Annotated in this window: 12 protein-coding genes; 3 read left to right on the forward strand and 9 right to left on the reverse strand. The window is 72.1% G+C overall.

Features of this window, described 5'->3' with window-relative positions; genetic code table 11:
* Positions 1–12: 12 nt before the first annotated feature.
* The 5 genes from cydD to BL254_RS20745 all read right to left on the reverse strand — a co-directional run bounded on the left by cydD (position 13) and on the right by BL254_RS20745 (position 8,088).
* On the reverse strand, positions 13–3,648 hold the full coding sequence (gene cydD / locus BL254_RS20725; protein ID WP_076844670.1) for a thiol reductant ABC exporter subunit CydD: 3,636 nt from the start codon (positions 3,646–3,648) through the stop codon (positions 13–15).
* Positions 3,635–4,630 (reverse strand): cytochrome d ubiquinol oxidase subunit II, encoded by a 996-nt coding sequence (gene cydB / locus BL254_RS20730; protein ID WP_047224747.1) that lies wholly within the window; start codon positions 4,628–4,630, stop codon positions 3,635–3,637. The genes cydD and cydB overlap by 14 nt, the downstream gene beginning before the upstream one ends.
* A 24-nt stretch (positions 4,631–4,654) precedes the next feature.
* Positions 4,655–6,061 carry a cytochrome ubiquinol oxidase subunit I gene (locus tag BL254_RS20735; protein WP_047224746.1) on the reverse strand — a complete coding sequence of 469 codons (1,407 nt, stop codon included), beginning with the start codon at positions 6,059–6,061 and terminating at the stop codon, positions 4,655–4,657.
* A gap of 177 nt (positions 6,062–6,238) precedes the next feature.
* The gene (locus BL254_RS20740; RefSeq protein ID WP_076844672.1) at positions 6,239–7,153 is read right to left on the reverse strand and encodes a universal stress protein; all 915 of its coding nucleotides are present in this window, start codon (positions 7,151–7,153) and stop codon (positions 6,239–6,241) included.
* Between the two features lie 248 nt (positions 7,154–7,401).
* Entirely contained in the window at positions 7,402–8,088 is a 687-nt protein-coding gene (locus tag BL254_RS20745) for a response regulator transcription factor (protein ID WP_047224744.1), read from the reverse strand.
* Between the two features lie 37 nt (positions 8,089–8,125).
* On the opposite strand from BL254_RS20745, the gene BL254_RS20750 reads away from it, so the two are divergent.
* Together BL254_RS20750 and BL254_RS20755 are read left to right on the forward strand one after the other, a co-directional pair.
* Positions 8,126–9,130, forward strand: a complete 1,005-nt coding sequence (locus BL254_RS20750; protein ID WP_047224743.1) for an Acg family FMN-binding oxidoreductase — start codon at positions 8,126–8,128, stop codon at positions 9,128–9,130.
* A gap of 246 nt (positions 9,131–9,376) precedes the next feature.
* Complete coding sequence (locus BL254_RS20755; protein WP_047224742.1) at positions 9,377–10,426, forward strand: LLM class flavin-dependent oxidoreductase; 1,050 nt, start codon at positions 9,377–9,379, stop codon at positions 10,424–10,426.
* Positions 10,427–10,525: 99 nt separating this feature from the next.
* Here the strand turns inward: BL254_RS20755 and BL254_RS20760 are convergent, their stop codons facing one another.
* Positions 10,526–11,635 (reverse strand): hypothetical protein, encoded by a 1,110-nt coding sequence (locus tag BL254_RS20760; RefSeq protein ID WP_052914901.1) that lies wholly within the window; start codon positions 11,633–11,635, stop codon positions 10,526–10,528.
* A gap of 366 nt (positions 11,636–12,001) precedes the next feature.
* On the opposite strand from BL254_RS20760, the gene BL254_RS20765 reads away from it, so the two are divergent.
* Positions 12,002–14,074 carry a protein kinase domain-containing protein gene (locus tag BL254_RS20765; protein ID WP_047224760.1) on the forward strand — a complete coding sequence of 691 codons (2,073 nt, stop codon included), beginning with the start codon at positions 12,002–12,004 and terminating at the stop codon, positions 14,072–14,074.
* Between the two features lie 277 nt (positions 14,075–14,351).
* Here the strand turns inward: BL254_RS20765 and BL254_RS20770 are convergent, their stop codons facing one another.
* The 3 genes from BL254_RS20770 to BL254_RS20785 form a co-directional block, all read right to left on the reverse strand.
* Positions 14,352–16,799 (reverse strand): FHA domain-containing protein, encoded by a 2,448-nt coding sequence (locus tag BL254_RS20770; RefSeq protein WP_076844674.1) that lies wholly within the window; start codon positions 16,797–16,799, stop codon positions 14,352–14,354.
* Between the two features lie 716 nt (positions 16,800–17,515).
* Positions 17,516–18,676, reverse strand: coding sequence for a DUF2993 domain-containing protein (locus tag BL254_RS29130; protein WP_052914900.1), 1,161 nt, complete (start codon positions 18,674–18,676; stop codon positions 17,516–17,518).
* A gap of 13 nt (positions 18,677–18,689) precedes the next feature.
* Positions 18,690–19,421, reverse strand: a complete 732-nt coding sequence (locus BL254_RS20785; protein ID WP_047224739.1) for an SDR family oxidoreductase — start codon at positions 19,419–19,421, stop codon at positions 18,690–18,692.
* Positions 19,422–19,572: the final 151 nt, after the last annotated feature.

Here is a 19,572-nt window from a genome sequence, read left to right on the forward strand (position 1 = left end):
TGTCCGCGCTCGTCAGGCGGCTGAGCGCAGGGCGGGCACCCGTGTGCTGCCCGCCAGCTCCACCACCGCGTCCAACTCCTCGAAGCCGACCGTGCGATGGCTGATCAGCAGCACCGTCCGGCCCCGGGTGACGTCCAGGATCGTGCGCATCACCGCGGCCTCGGTCACCGGGTCGAGATGGGCGGTGGGTTCGTCCAGAACGAGCACCGCGGGGTCGGCCAGCAGAGCGCGGGCGAGCAGCAGCCGCTGGCGCTGCCCGCCGGACATCCGCTCCCCGTCCGCGCCGACCCGGGTGGCCAGGCCGTCCGGCAGGCCGGCGACCCAGCCGCCGAGCCCGACCCGCCCGAGGACGTCGGTGAGCTCGGCCTCGGTCGCGTCGGTACGGGCGATCAGCAGGTTCTCCCGCAGCGTCGCGTCGAACACGTGCGCGTCCTGGGTCATGCCGGTGACGCGCCGGTACAGCTCGTCGGTGGCGACGTCGCGCAGATCGACACCGCCGACGAGGACCCGGCCCGCCTGCGGGTCGCGCAGGCGCAGCAGTAGGTCGGCGACGGTGCTCTTGCCCGCGCCGCTGGCGCCGACGAGCGCGACCCGGGCGCCGGCGGGCAGGTGGATGTCGAAGCCGTCGAGCACCGGCGGACCGTCCGGGGCGTACCGCAGCACGACATCGCGCATCCGGACCTCAAGCGGCCCGTCGGGCAGCGGCCTCGGATGGGCCGGCTCGCCCACCAGCGGCTCGCGGTCGAGGACGGCGAACACCCGGGTCGCCGACGCCCGGGCCTCGGCGAGGGCGGCGAACGCGGTGGTGAGCCCCGCCAACGGCTCGAAGGCGGCGACCGTGGTCAGCACGACCACCCCGAGCATCACCCCGGACAGCGCCTGCTGTCCCACCGCCGCCACCCCGACGGCGCTGACCGCCGCGAGGGTCAGGCCCGCGGCGAACATCGCGGCCGCGCTCCCCCACGCCGGTGACCCGCGCCAGGACGCCGCCAGCCGGGCTATCTCGCCGTCCCGGCGGTGTACCCGGGCGAGCCGGGCGGGCGCCGCGCCGAACGCCACGATCTCGTCCAGCCCGTCCAGCACGGCGACGATCTCGACGTCCCGCCGGGCCCGCGCCGCGGCGGTGGCCGTGACCATCTCCTGGGTACGGCGGCCGGTCACCGGCCCGGCCAGCACCGCGGCCACCGCGAGCCCGACCGCCAGGACGCCCCCCGCGGGCGGCGACACGACGGCAACCACGATCACGGCGCCGGCGCAGGCGAGCGCCGCGGACGCGGTGGGGGCCACCCCGCGCAGCAGCGACTCGCCGACCCCGTCCACGTCCGCGGTGAACCTGCGCAGCAGATCCCCGCGGCGGTGGGTCCCGAGGGCGGCGGGGGCCAGCGGCACGAGCCGGGCGAACACCTCCGCGCGCAGCCTGGCCAGGCCGCGCAGGGCCGCGTCATGAGTGACGAGACGTTCGACATAGCGGAAGACCGGCCGGCCGAGCCCGAACGCCCGGACGGCGACGATCGCGACCATCAGGGTCAGCACCGGCGGCTGCTGCGACGCCCGGACGATCAGCCATGCCGATGCGGCGGTCAGCCCGATGCCGCACCCCAGCGCGGCGGCCCCGGCGAGGATGCCGAGGGCGAACCGTCGCCGGGCCGAGACGAACAGCTCCAGTGCCCGCCGGTGGGCGCTGGCCGGCGGAGACTGGGAGCGGGACCGGTGCCGGGACCGGGAGCGCACGCCCGCCAGCGAGACGGAGATGTCTTCCGGTGTGTCTTCCAGCGGTGTGTCTCCCGGCCGCCGGACGGATGCGCTCACCGGTGGGACGGATGTGACGGCCGGCCGGAGAGGCACCGCCGGCGGTGGGACGGGCACAGCCGGGCGGGGAGCGGGCGGAAGCGTCAGGGCGGCCGGAGCCGGCGGGTGCGCCGGGCTGGGCGGCGGCTCCGTGCGGCCAGCCACCGGGTGGTCGCTGTCCAGACCGTCGGTGGCTGTCCAGTCGGCGGTCGGGCCGTCGGCGGCCACCCGGCCCGCCGCGATCGTGACGACCCGGTCGGCGACGTCGGCGAGAGCGGCCGAATGCGCGACGAGCACCACCGTCGCACGGCCCCGCAGCGCCGCGACGGCCGCGGCGACCCGCTCCTCGGCGGCGGCGTCCAGGCTCTCCCCGGGCTCGTCGAGCAGCACCAGCGGCGCGTCCCGCAGGAGCACCCTGGCGAGCCCGACCCGGCGCAGCTCACCCGCGGACAGCTCACCGCCGTCCTCGCCGGCGCGCTGCTCCGCCGGTGGCGCGCCGGCCGCGGCGAGCGCGGCGGCGACCTCGGCGGCCGGCGCGCCGGGACGTCCCAGCCGCGCCTCGTCGGCGACCGTGCCGCCGCAGACGGCGTGCGGCCGCTGCGGCAGCCAGCCGACCCGGGCCTGCCAGCCGGCCGGGTCGACCCCGGCGAGGTCGACGCCGTCCACCAGCACCCGGCCGTGCGCGGGGCGCAGCGCCCCGCGCAGCAGCGCCAGCACGGTGCTCTTGCCCGCGCCACTCGGGCCGACCAGCGCGACGATCTCACCCTGGCGGATGGTCAGGTCGACCCGCCCGGCGCCGCGCAGGTCGACGCCGTCCAGCCGCAGGGTGTCGAACCGGGTGGGGGCCGGGCGCGAGCCCGGCCGCGGCGGCGGCGTGGCGTCGAGCACGTCGAGCGCGGCGGCGGCGGCGGTCAGCCCGGACACGGTCGCGTGGTACTGCGCCCCCACCTGCCGCAGCGGCAGGTACACCTCCGGGGCGAGCAGCAGGACCAGCAGCCCGGCGCGCAGGTCGAGCGAGCCCGAGACCAGCCGCAGCCCCACCGACACCGCCACCAGCGCGACCGACAGCGTCGCGAGCAGCTCCAGCACGAACGACGACAGGAACGCCCAGCGCAGCGCCGCCATCGTCTGCTCCCGGTAGGCGTCGGTGATCCGGCGGATCACCGACGCCTGGGGCCGCGCCCGGTTGAAGATCCGCAGTGTCGGCAGGCCCTCGACGACGTCGAGGAAGTGCCCGGACAGCCGGCTGAGCACCGCCAGCTGCCGGTCGGTGCGGTTGCGGGTGGCCAGCCCCACCAACACCATGAAGATCGGTACCAGCGGCAGCACCACGGCCAGGACCGCCGCCGAGGCGAGATCCGCGCCGGCGATCCGGGCCAGCACGAACAGCGGGACGACCGCGACCATGACCAGCGCCGGCAGGAAACGGGTCAGGTAGGCGTCCATGCCGTCCAGGCCGGCGCCCGCGGTGACCGCGAGCGCCCCCGCTCCCCCGTCACGATCACGATGGTCGCCGCCGGTACCGGCGGCACCTCCGGTGACCGTCCGCTCGACGACCGCGCCGAGCATGGCCTGGCGCAGCCCGGCCGACACCGCCGGGCAGGTGCGCTCGGCGGTGCGCTCGGACAGCCAGACCACCACTGCCCGGGCGGCGGCGACCATGACGAGCAGCGCGACGGCGCCCCCCGTCCCGGTGAGCGCGCCGACCGCCACCCGCTGGCCGGTCACCACGACGTCGGTCAGCAGGGTCCCCTGGACGATCACCAGGGCGGCCGAGGCGACCGCGAGCGCCCCCAGCCGCAGCAGGTAGCCGCGCAGGGCCGGGGTGACCCGCAGCAGCCGCGGATCAACCGGCTTCATCAGATCCAACCAGCCGTCGTCGGAACACCCAGTACGACCACGCCTGGTAACCGAGGACAACCGGAGTGAACAGCACCGCCACCCACGTCATGATCGTTAGCGTGTAGTGCCCGGAGGCGGCGTCGCTGATGGTCAGGCTGTTCTCCGGCGCGCCGAGCGCCGGCAGCGCGTTCGGGTAGAGCGCGACGAACCAGCTCGCCACCATCAGCGCGATGGCGCCGGCCGTGCCGGCGAACGCCCAGCCGTCCCGCTCGTTGGACCAGGCCGCCGCCGCGCCGCCGAGCGCGGCCAGCGCCAGCGCCGACACCGCGGCCACGAGCACCCCACCGCGCAGCGCGACCGTCCACCCGGCCAGCCCGGCCAGGGCGGCCAGCGCGGGCGGGATCAGAGCCCGGGTGACCTGGCGGGACCGGGCCCGGATCTCACCCCGGGTCTTCAGCGACAGGAACACCGCCCCGTGCAGGACGCACAGCAGCGCCGTGGTCACCCCGCCCAGCAGGGCGTACGGGTTCAGCAGGTCGAAGAACCCGCTGGTCACCTGATGGTCGGGGGTCATCTCCAGGCCACGGACCATGTTGGTGCAGGCAACCCCGAACAGCAGCGCCGGCAGCGCCCCGCCGACCACGATCCCGCGGTCGCACCAGGCCCGCCCGGCCGCCGTGGTGGCCTTCCCCCGATATTCCAGGGAAACCCCGCGGACAATCAGCGAGACCAGGATGAGGAAAAGCGCCAGGTACGCTCCGCTGAACAGACTCGCGTACCATTCCGGAAAAGCGGCGAACATCGCACCGCCGGCGGTGAGCAGCCACACCTCGTTCGCGTCCCAGACCGGGCCGATGGTACCGAGCACCGCCCGGCGGTCGGTCTCGTTGTTACGGCCGATCACCGGTAGCAGGGCCGCGACACCGAAGTCGAAGCCCTCCAGGACGAAGAAGCCGACCCACAGGACGGCGACGAGCACGAACCAGAACTCCTCAAGCATCGCCCTACTCCTGATCCCGGGATGTCAGTAGGCCAGTGACGGCAACGCCTCGCCGGGCCGCGCTTCGCCGTCGATGGTCACGGTCGGGCTCAGCTCCGGGATCTCGTGCGTGCCGTGCCGCAGGAACAGGCGCAGCGCGACCGCGGCAAGCGCGCCGTAGAGGACGGTGAAGCCGGCCAGTGTCAGGACCACCGCGGTGGTGGAGACGTTCGGGGAGACCGCGTCGGAGGTGCGCAGCAGGCCGAACACCGACCACGGCTGGCGCCCCATCTCGGTGAAGATCCAGCCGGCGGTGTTCGCCGCGTACGGCAGCACGGTGGCGCCCACGAACGCCAGCAGCACATGGCGTCCGCCGGGCAGCCCGCCGCGGCGCATCCGCCACAGGCCGAAGGCCGCCAGGGCGAAGTAGACCCCACCCAGCGCCATCATGATCCGGAAACTCCAGAACGTGACGCCCATGACCGGCGTGTAGTCGCCGGGGCCGTACTTGGCGACCGCGGCGGCCTGCAGGTCGTTGACCCCCTCCACCTCCGCGGTGAAGGAGTTCGTGGCCATGAACGACAGCATGTAGGGGATCTTGATGTCGACCTTGTTCTCGCCGTGGGAGACGTCCCCGTAGGCGAACAGGGACCAGCCCGCGCTCTTCTCGGTGTCCCACAGCGCCTCGGCGGAGGCCATCTTCATCGGCTGYTGCCTGGTCATGACCTGGCCCTGGAAGTGCCCGGACAGCAGCACCCCCACCGACGCCACGGCACACACCACCAGGCCCAGCCGCACGGCCCGGCGGTGCAGGTCGACCTGCTGCCCCCTGCGCAGGTGCCAACAGGACAGCCCGACCAGCACCGCGCCCGCGGTGAGCAGCGAGGCGGACAGCACGTGCGGGAAGGTGACGATCTGCGTCGGGTTCGTCAGCGCCTTCCAGATCGAGGTGAGCTCGGCCCGACCGGTCTCCGGGTTGATCCGGTAGCCGACCGGGTGCTGCATCCACGAGTTCGCGGCCAGGATGAAGTAGGCGCTGATCACGGTGCCGAGCGAGGCCAGCCAGATGGTGGCCAGGTGGACGCGCTTGGGCAGCCGGTCCCAGCCGAAGATCCACAGGCCGAGGAAGGTCGACTCCAGGAAGAACGCGATCAGCGCCTCCATCGCCAGCGGCGGGCCGAAAACGTCCCCGACAAAGCGCGAGTAATCCGACCAGTTCATTCCGAACTGGAATTCCTGAACTATTCCTGTGACCACTCCCATGGCAAAGTTGATGAGCATCAGCTTGCCCCAGAAACGGGTCAGGCGGAGCCATTCGACACTGCCGGTCCGGACCCATGCGGTCTGCATGCCGGCGACCAGCAGCGAAAGCCCGATCGTCAGTGGGACGAACAGGAAGTGGTAGACGGTGGTGATCGCGAACTGCCAACGGGCAATCGTGTCCTGACTCATCTGTGTTCCTGGTTCATCGGTGTTCCTTTCAGCGACCGGGGAACTCCGGCTGCCGGCGGCGCGAACATGTGACCGTGCCGCCGGCAGCCCGGGAAGGCTGGGCAGGGCGGGCCGAGGGCCACGCGAAAAATGATCGCGTGGCCCTCGGCCCGGGCCGTGTCCAACGGACAGCCGTGTCTAACGGACAACGGCGACCGCGCACGGAGCGTGTGTGACGACCTGGTGGCCGACCGACCCGAGCAGCAGCCCGCCGAACCCGCCACGGCCACGGGCACCGACCACCAGCAGCTGGGCCGACTGGGCAGCCATGATCAGACCGTGCGCCGCCGAGCCGRCCACCAGCACGGCTTCGACGGCGATATCGGGGGCGGCCGCATCGGTACGGCCCGCCAGCCCCCGCTCGAGGGCCGTGTCGAGGGTGAGACGGGCGGCTTTTTCCAACACCGCATCGTCGAACGCGGGCAGGTCGAACGCGGCCAGGTCGAACGCGGGCAGGCAGGCGGGGTCCAGCGGCGGCTCCKGCAGCCAGCAGTGCGCGACCCGCAGCGGGACCCGACGCAGCCCCGCCTGGACCGCCGCCCACCGCAACGCGGCCAGCGAGCCCTCCGAGCCGTCGACACCGACCAGGACCGGACGGTCGTCCGGCCGTGGCGGCGCCGGCCCACGCACGACGACCACAGGAACAGCTGCTTCCTGCGCGCACCGCGCGGTGACCGAACCGACGAACATCCGACGCATCCGGGCAAGCCCCCGGGCACCGACGACGAGCATCAACGCGTCCCGGGACTCCTCCACGAGGGCGTCCGACGGCGAGTCGTAGACGGTGCGTTCGACGACGTCGACCGCGAGGCCGTCGAGGCGCGCCCGCCGGACCGCGTCGTGCAGCACCTGCGATGCCGCACGCTCCAGATCATCGACCCCGACCGACGGCGAGATGTCGTCGACCACCCGGGGACGCCCGCCCGGACCCCAGGCGAGCACCGCCCGTATCCGCCTGCCGGTCAGCCCGGCATGGGCGCAGGCCCAGCGCAGGGCCGACTCCGCGTCAGCGGAGGCGTCGATCCCCACCACGATGTCGGATGTCGTCTCCACACCGTTCACGCTCGCAGCGCCCGGCGACGCGAACGAGAGCGATTCGGGTAGACCACGGGACCGAAGGTCCCGTGCGTCCGGGCCGGCCTGCCGAGCCGGACCGCAGGCCCCGCCAGGCCGTGCGGCCGACCGGCAAACCCGGCAAACACGGCGGACGTGACGACAAGCCGGCCGGCAGGCTTGCTGACAGGCTCGCCAGCAGGCCTGAGCGGGCTTGGCAGCAGGCTTGCTGAGGGGCTTGGGGCGGGCTAGCCGGCGAGCTTGGTGGCGAAGACCGCGGCCTGGGTTCTGCTGGTCAGGCCGAGCTTCTCCAGGATGGACGAGACGTTGTTCTTGACCGTCTTCTCGGCCAGATGGATTCTGCTGGCGATCTGACGGTTGGTCAGCCCCTCGGCGATGAGGCCGAGGATCTGCCGCTCCCGCTCGCTCAGCGTGGACAGCAGACGGTCCTCCGGCGCCCCGTCACGCAGCCGGGTCAGCACCCGCTGGGTGACAGCGGGATCGAGCATGGACTGGCCGGACGCGACCGTGCGGACAGCGCCGATGAGATCATTGCCTCTGATCTGCTTGAGTACGTAACCGGCCGCGCCCGCCATGATGGCGGCGAACAGGGCCTCGTCGTCGTCGTGGGATGTCAGGATCAGGCAGGGCACCTCCGGTGTGCCGGAACGAATGTCGCGGCACACGTCGATGCCGCTGCCGTCGGGCAGACGGGCGTCGAGGATGGCGACGTCTGGACGTAGCGCCGGGATGCGCCGCAGGGCCTCGGCCGCGAGACCGGCCTCCCCCACGACCTTGATGTCGCCCTGGCTTTCCAGCAGCTCGCGCATCCCGCGCCGGACGATCTCGTGATCATCGAGAACGAAAACGCGGACAGGCTCCACCGAACCGACGATACGCGCGGCGACGTCCTGACGACCATGGAACGAGGGCATCAGGACATGACCGATCCAAGGGCATACCGTCGTAGCGGTGACTAGCACCGACACCCTGCTCAGGGACCTTGCCCGCGGGATCGTCGAGGCGGCCGGCCTGGCTCCGTCGATCCACAACACCCAGCCGTGGCGCTGGCAGGCGGCGGACCGTGATCTTTATCTCTTTGCCGACACCTCCCGCCAGCTGCGTGTCGCCGACCCGGACGGCCGGCAGCTTCTGCTCAGTTGCGGCGCGGCCCTGCTGCACGCCCGCCTCGCCGTCCACGCCGCCGGGCTCGTCCCCGATGTGACGCTCTTCCCGGCCGGGGACGACGACCTTGGCTCCGGGCCGCTGGCCCTGATCCGGATCACCGGCAGCGCGCCGGCCGACCCGCGGGACGAGGCGCTGCTGGCGGCAGCGCACCATCGGCGCACCGACCGCAGGCCCTTCGCCTCCCGCCCGCTGGAACCGGAGCACCTGCGGGCGCTGCGGCTGGCCGCCGAGGCGGAGGACGCCTGGCTGGTGTCCGTGGACGACACCGACCTGCGTATCGACACCAGCGTGCTGATCTCCCGCGCGGACTGGCTGGAGAACCACGACCCGGCCTACCGGGCGGAGCTGGAGTCGTGGAGCCGGACGGCCCCGGAGGCGAGGGACGGTATCCCCCGGAACGTGGTGATCGGCTCGGATCAGCCGCGGCAGTCCGAGTTCGCCGTCCGTGACTTCAACGTGGTCGGCGAGCCCGGCCTGCATCTGGAACAGACCGGGGTGGAGCGTCCCGTCGTGCTGCTGGTCGGCACCGACGCCGACGCCCCGGCCGACCGGCTGCGCGCCGGCCAGGCCATGGAACGGGTACTGCTGACCGCGACCGCGGACGGCATCGCGACGTCACCGCTGGGCCAGGCCGTCGACCTCGAGGTGACCCGGGAGCTCCTGCGGCATTCGGTCGGCGGCCTGGGACACATCCAGATGATCATCAGGGCCGGCTATCCGCTGCCCGGCGCCGAACCGTTGAAGGCGACCCCCCGCAGGCCGGTCGACGACATCCTGCGGTTCGCCTGAGCCGCGCGCAGCCGTCCGGACGCGTCCAGCCGCGCGCACCGGTCGGAGGTGCGCGGGGCCAGCAAGTGGGCCAGAGAGGGAGAAGGTGCCGGCCGTGCAGGTCGCCTCTCGGCGCACGGTCGCTCGCAGCGACAAAGGGTTGAGCCCGGGGGCCATGTCACGGCCGGCAGACATACCTTACCGGCCCGGCGGTGTTTCCGACGGCGTACGGGAAGATCCTCACGAGCCCGGGGAGTTACCTCCCGTGTGGCCCTCTCCCGCTCCCTGCCCCTGTCCGTCCTCGACGTGGTGCCGGTGGTGTCCGGTTCGACACCGGCCCAGGCTGTGCGCAACACCCTCGATCTCGCCCGCCGGGCCGAAGAGCTCAACTACCACCGGTACTGGCTGGCCGAGCACCACGGCATGCCCGGTATCGCCAGCTCGGCGACGTCCATTCTGATCGGGCAGGTCGGCGCGGCCACCACGAGCATCCGGGTCGGCTCGGGCGGGATCATGCTGCCCAACCACGCACCGCTGATCATCGCCGAGCAGTTCGGGACGCTCGGGGCGCTGTTCCCGGGCCGGGTGGACCTCGGTATCGGACGGGCGCCGGGTACCGACTCCGCGACCGCGCAGGCGTTGCGGCGCTCGAGCGGGCCGGTGTCCGCCGACGACTTCCCCGCGCAGCTCGCCGAGCTCGTCGCCTTCCTCGGCAACTCCTTCCCCGCCAGCCATCCTCTACGGACGGTGACCGCCGTCCCACACGGCGAGACACCGCCGGTGTGGCTGCTCGGCTCCAGCGGGTACAGCGCGCAGCTCGCCGGCTACCTCGGCCTTCCGTTCGCCTTCGCGCACCACTTCAGCGCGGTGAACACCCTGCCGGCGCTGGCGCTGTACCGCTCGGCGTTCCGGCCGGCCCCGGGGCGGGAGCGGCCCTACGCCATGGTCGCCGTCGCCGTCATCTGCGCGGACACCGACGAGACCGCGCAGTGGCTCGCCGGGCCGACCCGGCTGACGATGCTGCGGCTGCGCCAGGGCCGCCCGGACGTCTTCCCCACGCCCGAACAGGCCGCGGCGTACTCCTGGACGCCCGCCGAACGGGCCGCCGCCGACGGCGCGGCCTCCTCCCACATCGTGGGATCGCCGGACACGGTTCGCGCCAGCCTGGACGCCCTGATCGACGCGACGGAGGCAGACGAGATCATGATTGTGACGAACGTCCACCCGCACGACGCGCGGATCCGCTCCTACGAGCTGATCGCCGAGTTCGCCGGCCTGCCCGACCTGCCCGCCCCGCGCGAGCCCCTGTCCGCGTGACCCTGCCGTCTTTCAGGACGTCAGGCCCCGGCCCCGCAGGACGCCAGGCCCCGGCCCGTAGGGCTCCAGGGCCCACCTGAAGGACGTCGGAGCCCGGCTTCAGGGCGTCAGACCCGCGGCGCTGACGTAAGCGAGGCTGAACTGGGAGTCGGCGCGGCTGCCGTCGGGGTCGAAGCAGACGACCTTCGTCCGCACGTCCCCGACCGCCCCGGTCGGTGGTGACGTCCATTCCGCGATCGCGCAGCGGCGGGTCGGCTCGCCGTACGGCGTGACCTGGACGTGGTCCGGCGCCCGGCCGACGCCGGGATAGGCGATCTCGTAGACCCCGGTCTCGACGTGACGGATCGTGTTCGTCCGCTTCGCGCTGTTGGCGGAGTAGCGGGGCCACACGTCGACGGTCTGCCCCAGCGGCGGCTGCAGGATCCGCCCGGTCCCGGCCTCCTCCAGCCCGGTGAAGGAATGCCCGAACGCCGCGTTCTCCACCGGGATCACCGTGTGCTGGTTGCCGTACACGACGACGAACGGCGAGTCCGTCCACGTCTGCCCGTTCGCGCACCCGACGAAGATGGTCTGGCGGTCCTCGTGCACCTCCCGGCCGAGYGCGCTGCATCCCACCGTCGTGGAACCGACCGAGTTGACCTGGAGGTTGTTGCCGGTGCGGGCGTAGAGCCTGCCGATCAGGTCGATCGAGTAGTGGCCGATGCCACGCCAGTTGATCTCGATGGTGCCGGGGCCGGCGAGACTGTAGCTGTTGTCCGGACGGACCTGCTGCTGGCTTGGCGCGTCGTCCCGGAAATAGGCGTACGGCTCGCTGGGTGTCGGGCGATGGGACGCCGGCGCGAACGTGAACAGCGCGGTGAACCGGGAGTCGACATAGACCCCGGTGAGCGACCGGCAGGCCAGGGTGACCTGCTCGTCCGGGCCGGACGGCGCCCAGTCCTCGGCATGGCAGTGCACCGGCGCGTCACCGACCGCGGTCACCACCGCCGCGCCCCGCCCGCCGGGCACCCCGATACCCGGGAAGATCGCGCTGTAACGACCCGTCCCACGGCGGATCACCGTCGCCTTCGCCTGCCTGGTGTCCGCGGCCGACTGCCAGCTACCGGCCTGGACCTCGGCCGCGGGCGTCCACGGGGCGCCGATGGTGGGAGCGGCCTCGTCCGAGCGCAGAAAACCCCACACCGGCGTGGTGGGGTCCGCGGTAGGCACGGACGCGGGCCGGCTGCTGGCGGAACCACCCGGTGAATCCGAACTGCCGCAGCCCACCGCTACCATTGAGGCAACGGCCATCACGGCAACCAACACACGGACGGTCAGCGGAAACAATCGTCGCGGCTGCGGCATACGGGCAGCATGCCATGCCCCCTGAAAGGGGAAAGCCGGGAGTCAGTGATACGACCGGCGGAGTAGTTTTAGATGGGCCGGCCGGGGACGACCACGGCTTTCACCGGATACCCGCGGGCATCTGAGGAAGCCGGTCCGGATGCCGGCGCCGCCGACTGCTGTGAACGAGCCGTGAACGAAACGCCCCGGGCACGCCCCGGGATACAACCCGCTGTGGGGGTGGATCAGACGATGGCGCCGCCGGACGCGGCCACGGACGTACAGACCACCGCGCTGGGCCCGGACGATCCCGTCCAGCTCGGCTCCTACACCCTGCTGGGCAAGCTCGGTGAGGGCGGGATGGGGACCGTCTACCTCGGGCGCTCCGAGACCGGTCGGCTGGTGGCCATCAAGGTGATTCGCGCGGACGTGGCCGGTGACGCCGAGTTCCGGTCCCGGTTCCGGCTGGAGGCCGAGACGGCCCGCCGGGTCGCCCGGGTGTGCACCGCCGAGGTGCTCGACGCCGCGCCCGACGCCGCGCGGCCCTACCTGGTCACCGAGTTCATCGAGGGCAGGACGCTGGCGAGGTTCGTCACCGAGAGCGGCCCGCTGTCGGCGGCGAACCTCGAGCAGCTCGCGGTCGGCGTGGCCGCGGCCCTGACCGCGATCCACAGCGCCGGCATCGTGCACCGCGACCTCAAGCCGTCCAACGTGGTGCTCTCCCCCTTCGGGCCGCGCGTGATCGACTTCGGGATCGCGCGGGCGCTGGACTCGGCGAGCAACCTCACCGGCAACCTCCAGCAGCTCGGCACCCCCGCGTTCATGGCGCCCGAGCAGATCCAGGGCGAGACGATCACCCCGGCCGTCGACATCTTCTCCTGGGGTGGGCTGGTCACCTTCGCCGCAACCGGCCGTTACCCCTTCGGCGACGCGTCCGCGCAGGTCCTGCTCTACCGCGCGGTCAACGAGGCGCCCCGCCTGGACGGGCTGGACCCGCCGCTGCGCGAGATCGTCGCGGACGCGATGGCCAAGTCCCCCTCGGCTCGGCCGACCGCCCAGCAGCTCATGCTGCGCCTGCTCGGCGAACCGTCGTCGTCGGTGGCGGAGATCGACCCCGAGGCGACGGTCATCCAGGTGCTGGACGGCTGGAAGTTACCCACCTCCGACGGCACCGGCGGCGCTGGCACCGGCGATGCCGGTGGCGACGGCACCACGGTGCCCGCCGGCCAGGAGCCGCGACCGGCGGCCACCGTGCGCGGCAGCGGCCCGGCACCACGCAGCGCCCGGCGGATGGCGCTGGTGGCCGCCGGTGCCGCCGTCGCGGTGCTGGCGGCGCTCGGCGGGGTGCTGGCTCTGGCCTCCGGCGGCTCGGGAGCGGACGGTGAAGGGGTGAAGGTCGTCGACATCCTGCCGAAGTCCGACGTCGGCCTCGACGACGACACCCTGGTCTACTCCAGCGAGCAGGAGGGCAGGCGGGCGATCTACAGCCTGCGGGTCGGCCCGGACGGCCGGCCGGGGCAGCCCCAGCGGCTGACCGTCGACGACACGAAGCCGGCCGCGCTCCCGGTGATCGTCGGGCCGCAGCGCAAGACCGTCCTCTACACGGTGATCGACTCCTCCCCCAGCCTGGTCGCGATCGCCGCGGACGGCAGCGGCGCGCCGATGCCGCTGTTCACCTCCGGGCCGGCGGCGGATCTCGTGATCGCRCCGGACGCCCGGGCGTCGGTCGACCCGACCGGGAGGTTCGTCGTCATCAGGGCCGTACGCGGCCCGAACGACGGCCTGACCGGGCTCTACGTCGCCGCCGTCGACGGCTCCAGCGTCCGCCGGCTGAACGTGCCGGCCAGCGCCACCGACCCGTCCTGGTCACCGACGGGCGACCGGATCGTGTTCTTCGTCGGCTCGGGCGGCGTCGACGGCGGCGCGCTGTTCACCATCGACGCCGACCCGGCCGCCGCCGGCGCGAAGCCCGTCCAGCTCACCCCGGGCACGGAGGGTTTCGACGCGGATCCGACCTGGTCACCGGACGGTAAGAAGGTCGCCTTCCGTCGCGCTTTCGACCCGAATCTGGCCGAGACGGACGTCTTCGTCATGGACGCGAGCCCGGGCGCCACCCCGCTGCGGCTGACCGAGGCCCCCGGCCGGGACCAGGACCCCACGTTCGTGGCCGGGGACGGCAAACTGATCGCCTTCACCAGCCAGCGTGACGGCCCCACCAACCGCGAGATCTATGTGACGAGCGCGACCGCCCCTGACGACGCCAACGCCCGCAAGCTGACCTCGTTCCCAGGGGACGACGCGACCCCGCGCTGGACCTCCGGCTGATCTCCCGGCGCCGGGACGGAAGCATCTCGGCGGCGCGGGTACGGTCCGGGCCGGCCGCTTCGGCCCGGACCGGCCGCACCCGTCCGGACGCGGACGGCACAAAGGGCCACCCACCCGGCGCCCGGGTGGCACGTGAGCTCGGCTCGGCCGGCACGAGCTCACGTCCTTCGGCCTGCCTGCCGCGTGGAGCGGATCCGGCCCGTACACAGCACGAGGTCCGAGCAGCTCCGGCCTGGAAGCTGCCCGGACCTCGGTCAGGACGGTGACGGGCGGACGGTCAGGACGACGACGGCTTGCGCTTGGCGGTCTTCGGGTCCATCCGGCGGATCAGGATGGCGGTGACGATGACACAGATCACGCCGATCGCCACGCCCCCGGCGATGTCGATGGCATACGCCTGCGCGGTGTGGTCGAAGAACGGGTCGTCGACGACCTTGCTGTTGATCAGCTTGCCGTCGGGACGCAGCTCACCGGCCAGGCTGATCCGGTTGAGGTCACCGACCGAGGACAGCGCCGCGTAGCCCCAGCGGGCCGGCGCGATCAGGCTGACCTGCTCCAGACCGGGCTTGCTGTGCACCGGCAGGATGCCGCCGCTGAACACCAGCTGCGCCATGGTGAGCAGGACGAGCAGCGGCATGGTCTTGTCCGCGTTGTCGACCAGGGCGGAGATGAGCAGCCCGAGCATGGCCGACGACAGCGACACCACGATCACCGCGATCAGGCACTCGACCAGGGGGTTGCCCAGCACGACCGCTTCGTCGGGCTCCCGGCCGAGCAGGCCGATCAGGGTGAACGGGATCGCCTGCAGCGTCGTGATCAGGGTCAGTACGAGGATCTTCGAGCCGATGTAGGCGGTCCGGGACAGCCCGATCGCCCGTTCCCGCCGGTAGATGGCCCGTTCCTTGACGATCTCCCGGACGGAGTTCGCCATGCCCATGAAACAGGCGCACAACACCATCACCAGCAGGATCGTGCCGGCGTCCGAGTTCGGTGAGCCGTCCTCGGGCAGGCCGAACCCGCCGGGGATGGCCCGTGGGATGAGCCCGAGCAGGAACGGGAAGGCGATGATCAGCCGGAGGTAGGATCTGTCGGACGCGACAACGGAGAGTGTGCGCCGACTTAACGTGACGAGCTGGGAGAGCACCGACTGCTGGCGGATGCTCGGCAGGTCCTCCGGTGCCGGGCGGGCCGACGGTGCGGTGACCGACGCGGGGACGTAGTAGCGCGACTGGCGGAACCGGGCCGCCGACTCCGCGCCGGGGGTGGCCTCCAGCATCAGGAAGACATCCGGGTAGTCCCTCTTGTTGAAGAAGGACAGGGCGTCGCGCGGCGGGCCGAAATAGGCGACGTACCCGCCGGGAGCCAGCACCAGGACGTAGTCGCAGAGATCCAGCTGGGCGACGCTGTGGGTGACCACGACGACCGTGCGCCCGTCGTCGGCCAGCTTGCGCAGCGACTCCATGACGTTCTTGTCCATGCCCGGGTCGAGGCCGGAGGTGGGCTCGTCCAGGTAGAGCAGGGTGGGCTTGGTCAGCAGTTCCAGGGCGACGCTGGTGCGCTTGCGCTGGCCGCCGGAGAGCCTGGCCACCTGGGTGTCGGCGTGCTGGGTCAGGCCGAGCTCGGCGAGGACCTCGTCCACCCGGGCGCCGCGCTCCTGCTTGGTGGTGTCCGGCGGGAAGCGCAGCTCGGCGCCGTACTCCAGGGCACGGCGGACGCTGAGCGTGGTGTGGAGCAGGTCCTCCTGGGGGACGTAACCGATGCGGCGGCGCAGCTCGTCGTACTCGGAGTACATGTCCCGCCCGGCGTAACGCACGGCGCCCTTGTCCGCGGGGCGGAAACCGGTGAGGGCGTTGAGCAGGGTGGACTTGCCCGCGCCACTGGGCCCGACCACCGCCAGCAGCGCCCGGCCGGGCAGCCGGAAGGTCATGTCGTGCATGAGCTGCTTCTGGCCGGCCCACACGTTCAGGCCGTCGGCCTCGAAGCTGACGTCCCCGGAGTCGATGTACTCGACCAGCTCGTTCTCGACAAGCTGGAAGACATGATGGCCGACAGCGATGACCGCGCCCTCCGGCACCGGCTCGCGGATGATGCGCTTGCCGTTGACGAACGTCCCGTTGGCCGACTCGAGGTCGGCGATCTCCACGTTCCCGTCCGGGCCCAGGTAGATCTCGGCGTGCCGCCGGGAGGCCAGCAGGTCGCCCACGACGATGTCGTTGTCCCGGGAACGGCCGATGGACATCCGGCCCGGGCGCAGCCGGTAGGAGGTCTGCCGCTCGTGCTCACGCTCAAGATCGTGACTGCTCGTCTCGGCCTGGTTGCCCGACGGCTGCCGGGGCAGCTGCGGGCCGGGCTCGTAGCTGGCGGAGTCACGCAGCATCGTCGGCATCTCGAAGTGCGGGTCCTGGTAACGCGGGGGGGCGGCGTAGCCGACGGGAGCCTCCAGCAGGACGACGACCTCCGGCCCGGTCGGGGTACCGAGCCGGAACCGGACCTCGCCGTTGACGTCGACGCTCTGTACCCGCTGACCGTCGAGCCAGGTTCCGTTCGAGCTGATGTCCCGGACAGCCCAGCCCGCRCCGACCGGCTCGATCAGCAGGTGCCGGCGGGAGACCCGGCTGTCCGGCATCACGAAATCGGCCGTGCGCGCGCGGCCGACAACGAACGGCTGACCGGCAGGCACGGTGGCCACGTTGGCACCGCTGACGACTCTCAGGGTCGTCTGCACGTGTTTCCCCCTTCGGCGACCCAGGAACGGTGACCTCCGGCAGYACGCGAAAGGCGTGTTCGCGTCGCCATCGGCTCTCTGGGGCGGGACACAGGCCGGATGTCCCGCCGGACTGACTTCGACATGAATCTTCCGATCTTGCTGGTCGTCGGATCGTAGCGCCGCCCACCTACCTCGATCGACGATGGGTGTGCCAATCACCACGGACTGGACGCAGAGGAGCAGACTGCGTGTGGCCAGTCATGTCCGTAGACGGCCGGCTGCCGGTGTGACGATATCCAGTACCGGCCGAGGATGACGCGCGGGCTATCCMACGTCCGTCAACTGTCGTCGATTCGACGTCGCGACAGAGGATCAAAGAAAAAGATCTTTCTTTTCGCGTGCCACCAGCGGGTCACATACTCTTAGCTACCGAGAGTAGGTGGATGGCGACCAAAATCCGTGACCGAACGTACAGCGAAGGATCACGACGAGCCAGCGCAGCCGGCGGCCGACAGCGGATCCGGCAGCCGGGCACGGACATCGGCCACCAGATTCTTCCAGCTTCCGGCCGCCTTCAGCTGTGCCGGTCCGACGGACCCGGCCCCGGGCCGGCCGCCGCGCGGGACGCTACCAGGCCGGCGGCGGGTTACGCCATGATCCGCCACGGCGAATACCATCCGTTATGAGGACTCGGTCCGCTACGCGGGCGACATCCGTTATGAAAATGCCGTCCGTTATGACGCTGATGTGGGTTCCGCGGGAAGGACCACGTTTGTCGCCGTCGCGGTGACCGAGATACCGTTCTTGCCGGTGGCAGCCTTCTCGATCTGCAGGTTGAACGGCAGGTTGCTGATCGGCAGCGGGATCCCCGGCAGCGCGACACCCGGCAGCCGGAAACCGAGGATCTCKGTGGGTATCAGGGTCAGCGTGTTGTCCTGGACCCCGAAACGGGTCGTCCCGCTCAGCTCCTGGGTACCGAGGAGCCCGGTGTCGATCTCGCCGGATATGCGCACCTCCCGGCCGTCGTCGACCGGGGTGATCTTCACGTTCTGCGTTGCCAGATAGGCATTGAGATCATCATAGGTGATCTGCACGTCCGCGGTCACCTTGTCGACCGGCACGTCCTTGACCTGGTCACGAATGGCGTCCCAGAACGGCACGTGGACGCCCTGCAGCCTGGCCTTCACCTCGGTGATCCGCGGGCCGGGCGTGGGAATGTCGGTGACCGTCGCCCGCAGGTCGTCGTACTTGCCGAAGAGGACCTGGGTGAGGAAGGGGAAGCCGCCGATCGAGACGTCGGTGACCCTGGCCGGTCTGACCCCGGGGTCGGTGCTGCTCTGCGCCACGGACGCCTCCGCCTTCGCCTTCATCTGGCTCTCGGCGATCGGCACCGCCGCGCGGTCGGCCACGACCAGCAGGATGATCAACACGACCAGCGTGACGATCGGCCATCTCCGCCGCCGGCGACGGGCTACCGGGCCCGGCGTCACATCGGTGGGCGCGAGCGGGGGCTGGCCTCCATACGGTGGACCTCCATACTGCGCCCCCGTGTACGGCGGGCTCCCATACGGCGAGCCCTCGGGCGGCGGGAACGCGCTGGTCGGCGGTATCGGTGCGGCTGACTGTGCCGGTGCCGCCGACGGGCCCGGCTGCGCCGGCGAACCGGGTGGCGCGCCCGGCCCGGACCACCCGGGCTGGGGAGCCGGACGGAACGAGTCGGCGGGCGGCGGCGGATCGACCGGGCCGACGCGGGCCCGCTGCGTCTGGGCACCGGCAGCGGCGGCGGACGGTGGGAGGCGCCGGGTCGATTCCTCGGGGTCGCTACCCACGTCCGGGTCGTTGTCGTGTCCAGTGCTCACGGTCAGGATGGTCGCATGGATGGCGGATCCTGGCACGACATGGGTCAGATCATCCGGGGAAATGCCCGTCCCCGAACAGGTGCGGCGCCCGCTCGGTGACGCTGGGCGGGCCCAGCCGGAAGACCGATCCGCGGGCAGCGGTGTAGGCGTTCCAGAAGTGCTCGGCCACCGCGTCCGCGGAGAGCCGGCCGTCGGGGGCCACCCGGGCGTCGAGCACCACGGTCCGCAGCCGGATACCGCGGGTACGCAGCACCGGCGCCAACGACGTCCCGAGCGCGAGCAGCCCGGCCTTGCCGATCGCGAGGGCGAACCGGCCGGCGGCCGGCTCGGTTCTCGGCCCGGCCGCGGTCAGCAGCACACACGCTCCGGGACGCTCGGCCAGCAGCGCCACCGCGGCCTGGACGACGGTCAGCGCCCCGGTGACGTTGACCGCGAGGGTCTGGTTGACCGTGTCCGCCGACACCGACAGCGCGGTGCCCCGGATGCTCAGCTTGGCGTTGTAGACCACGGCGGTCAGGCCACCGAGCTCGTCGGCGAGCTTGTCCAGCGCCGTGGCCACCGCCCCCGGCGCGGTGACGTCCGCGACCTCACCACTGACGGTGATCTGATCCCGGGCGAGGTCGGCCGTCACCCGGTGGACCGTGTCGGCCGACCGGGCGATCACCCCGAGCCCGAAGCCCTCCCGGGCGAACCGGCGCAGAAGTTGGACGCCGAACGCCTGCCCCGGCCCGACAACGACAAGCGCCCGCTCCCGGCGCGGGTCGGCGCGCTCCTGCTGCATGCGCCCATAGTGGCCCAGCGGGCCGTGAGCTCATAACGGCCCAGCGGGCCGCATGTCCGTAGCGGTGCCTGCGGCGGCCCGGAGGGCTTGCGGTCGGCAGCGGCCCAGGGGCCGCAGGCCACCGGGGCCGGACCGGTGATGATCCCGCCCT

This window comes from Protofrankia sp. BMG5.30, assembly GCF_001983005.1.
GTDB lineage: Bacteria > Actinomycetota > Actinomycetes > Frankiales > Frankiaceae > Protofrankia > Protofrankia coriariae.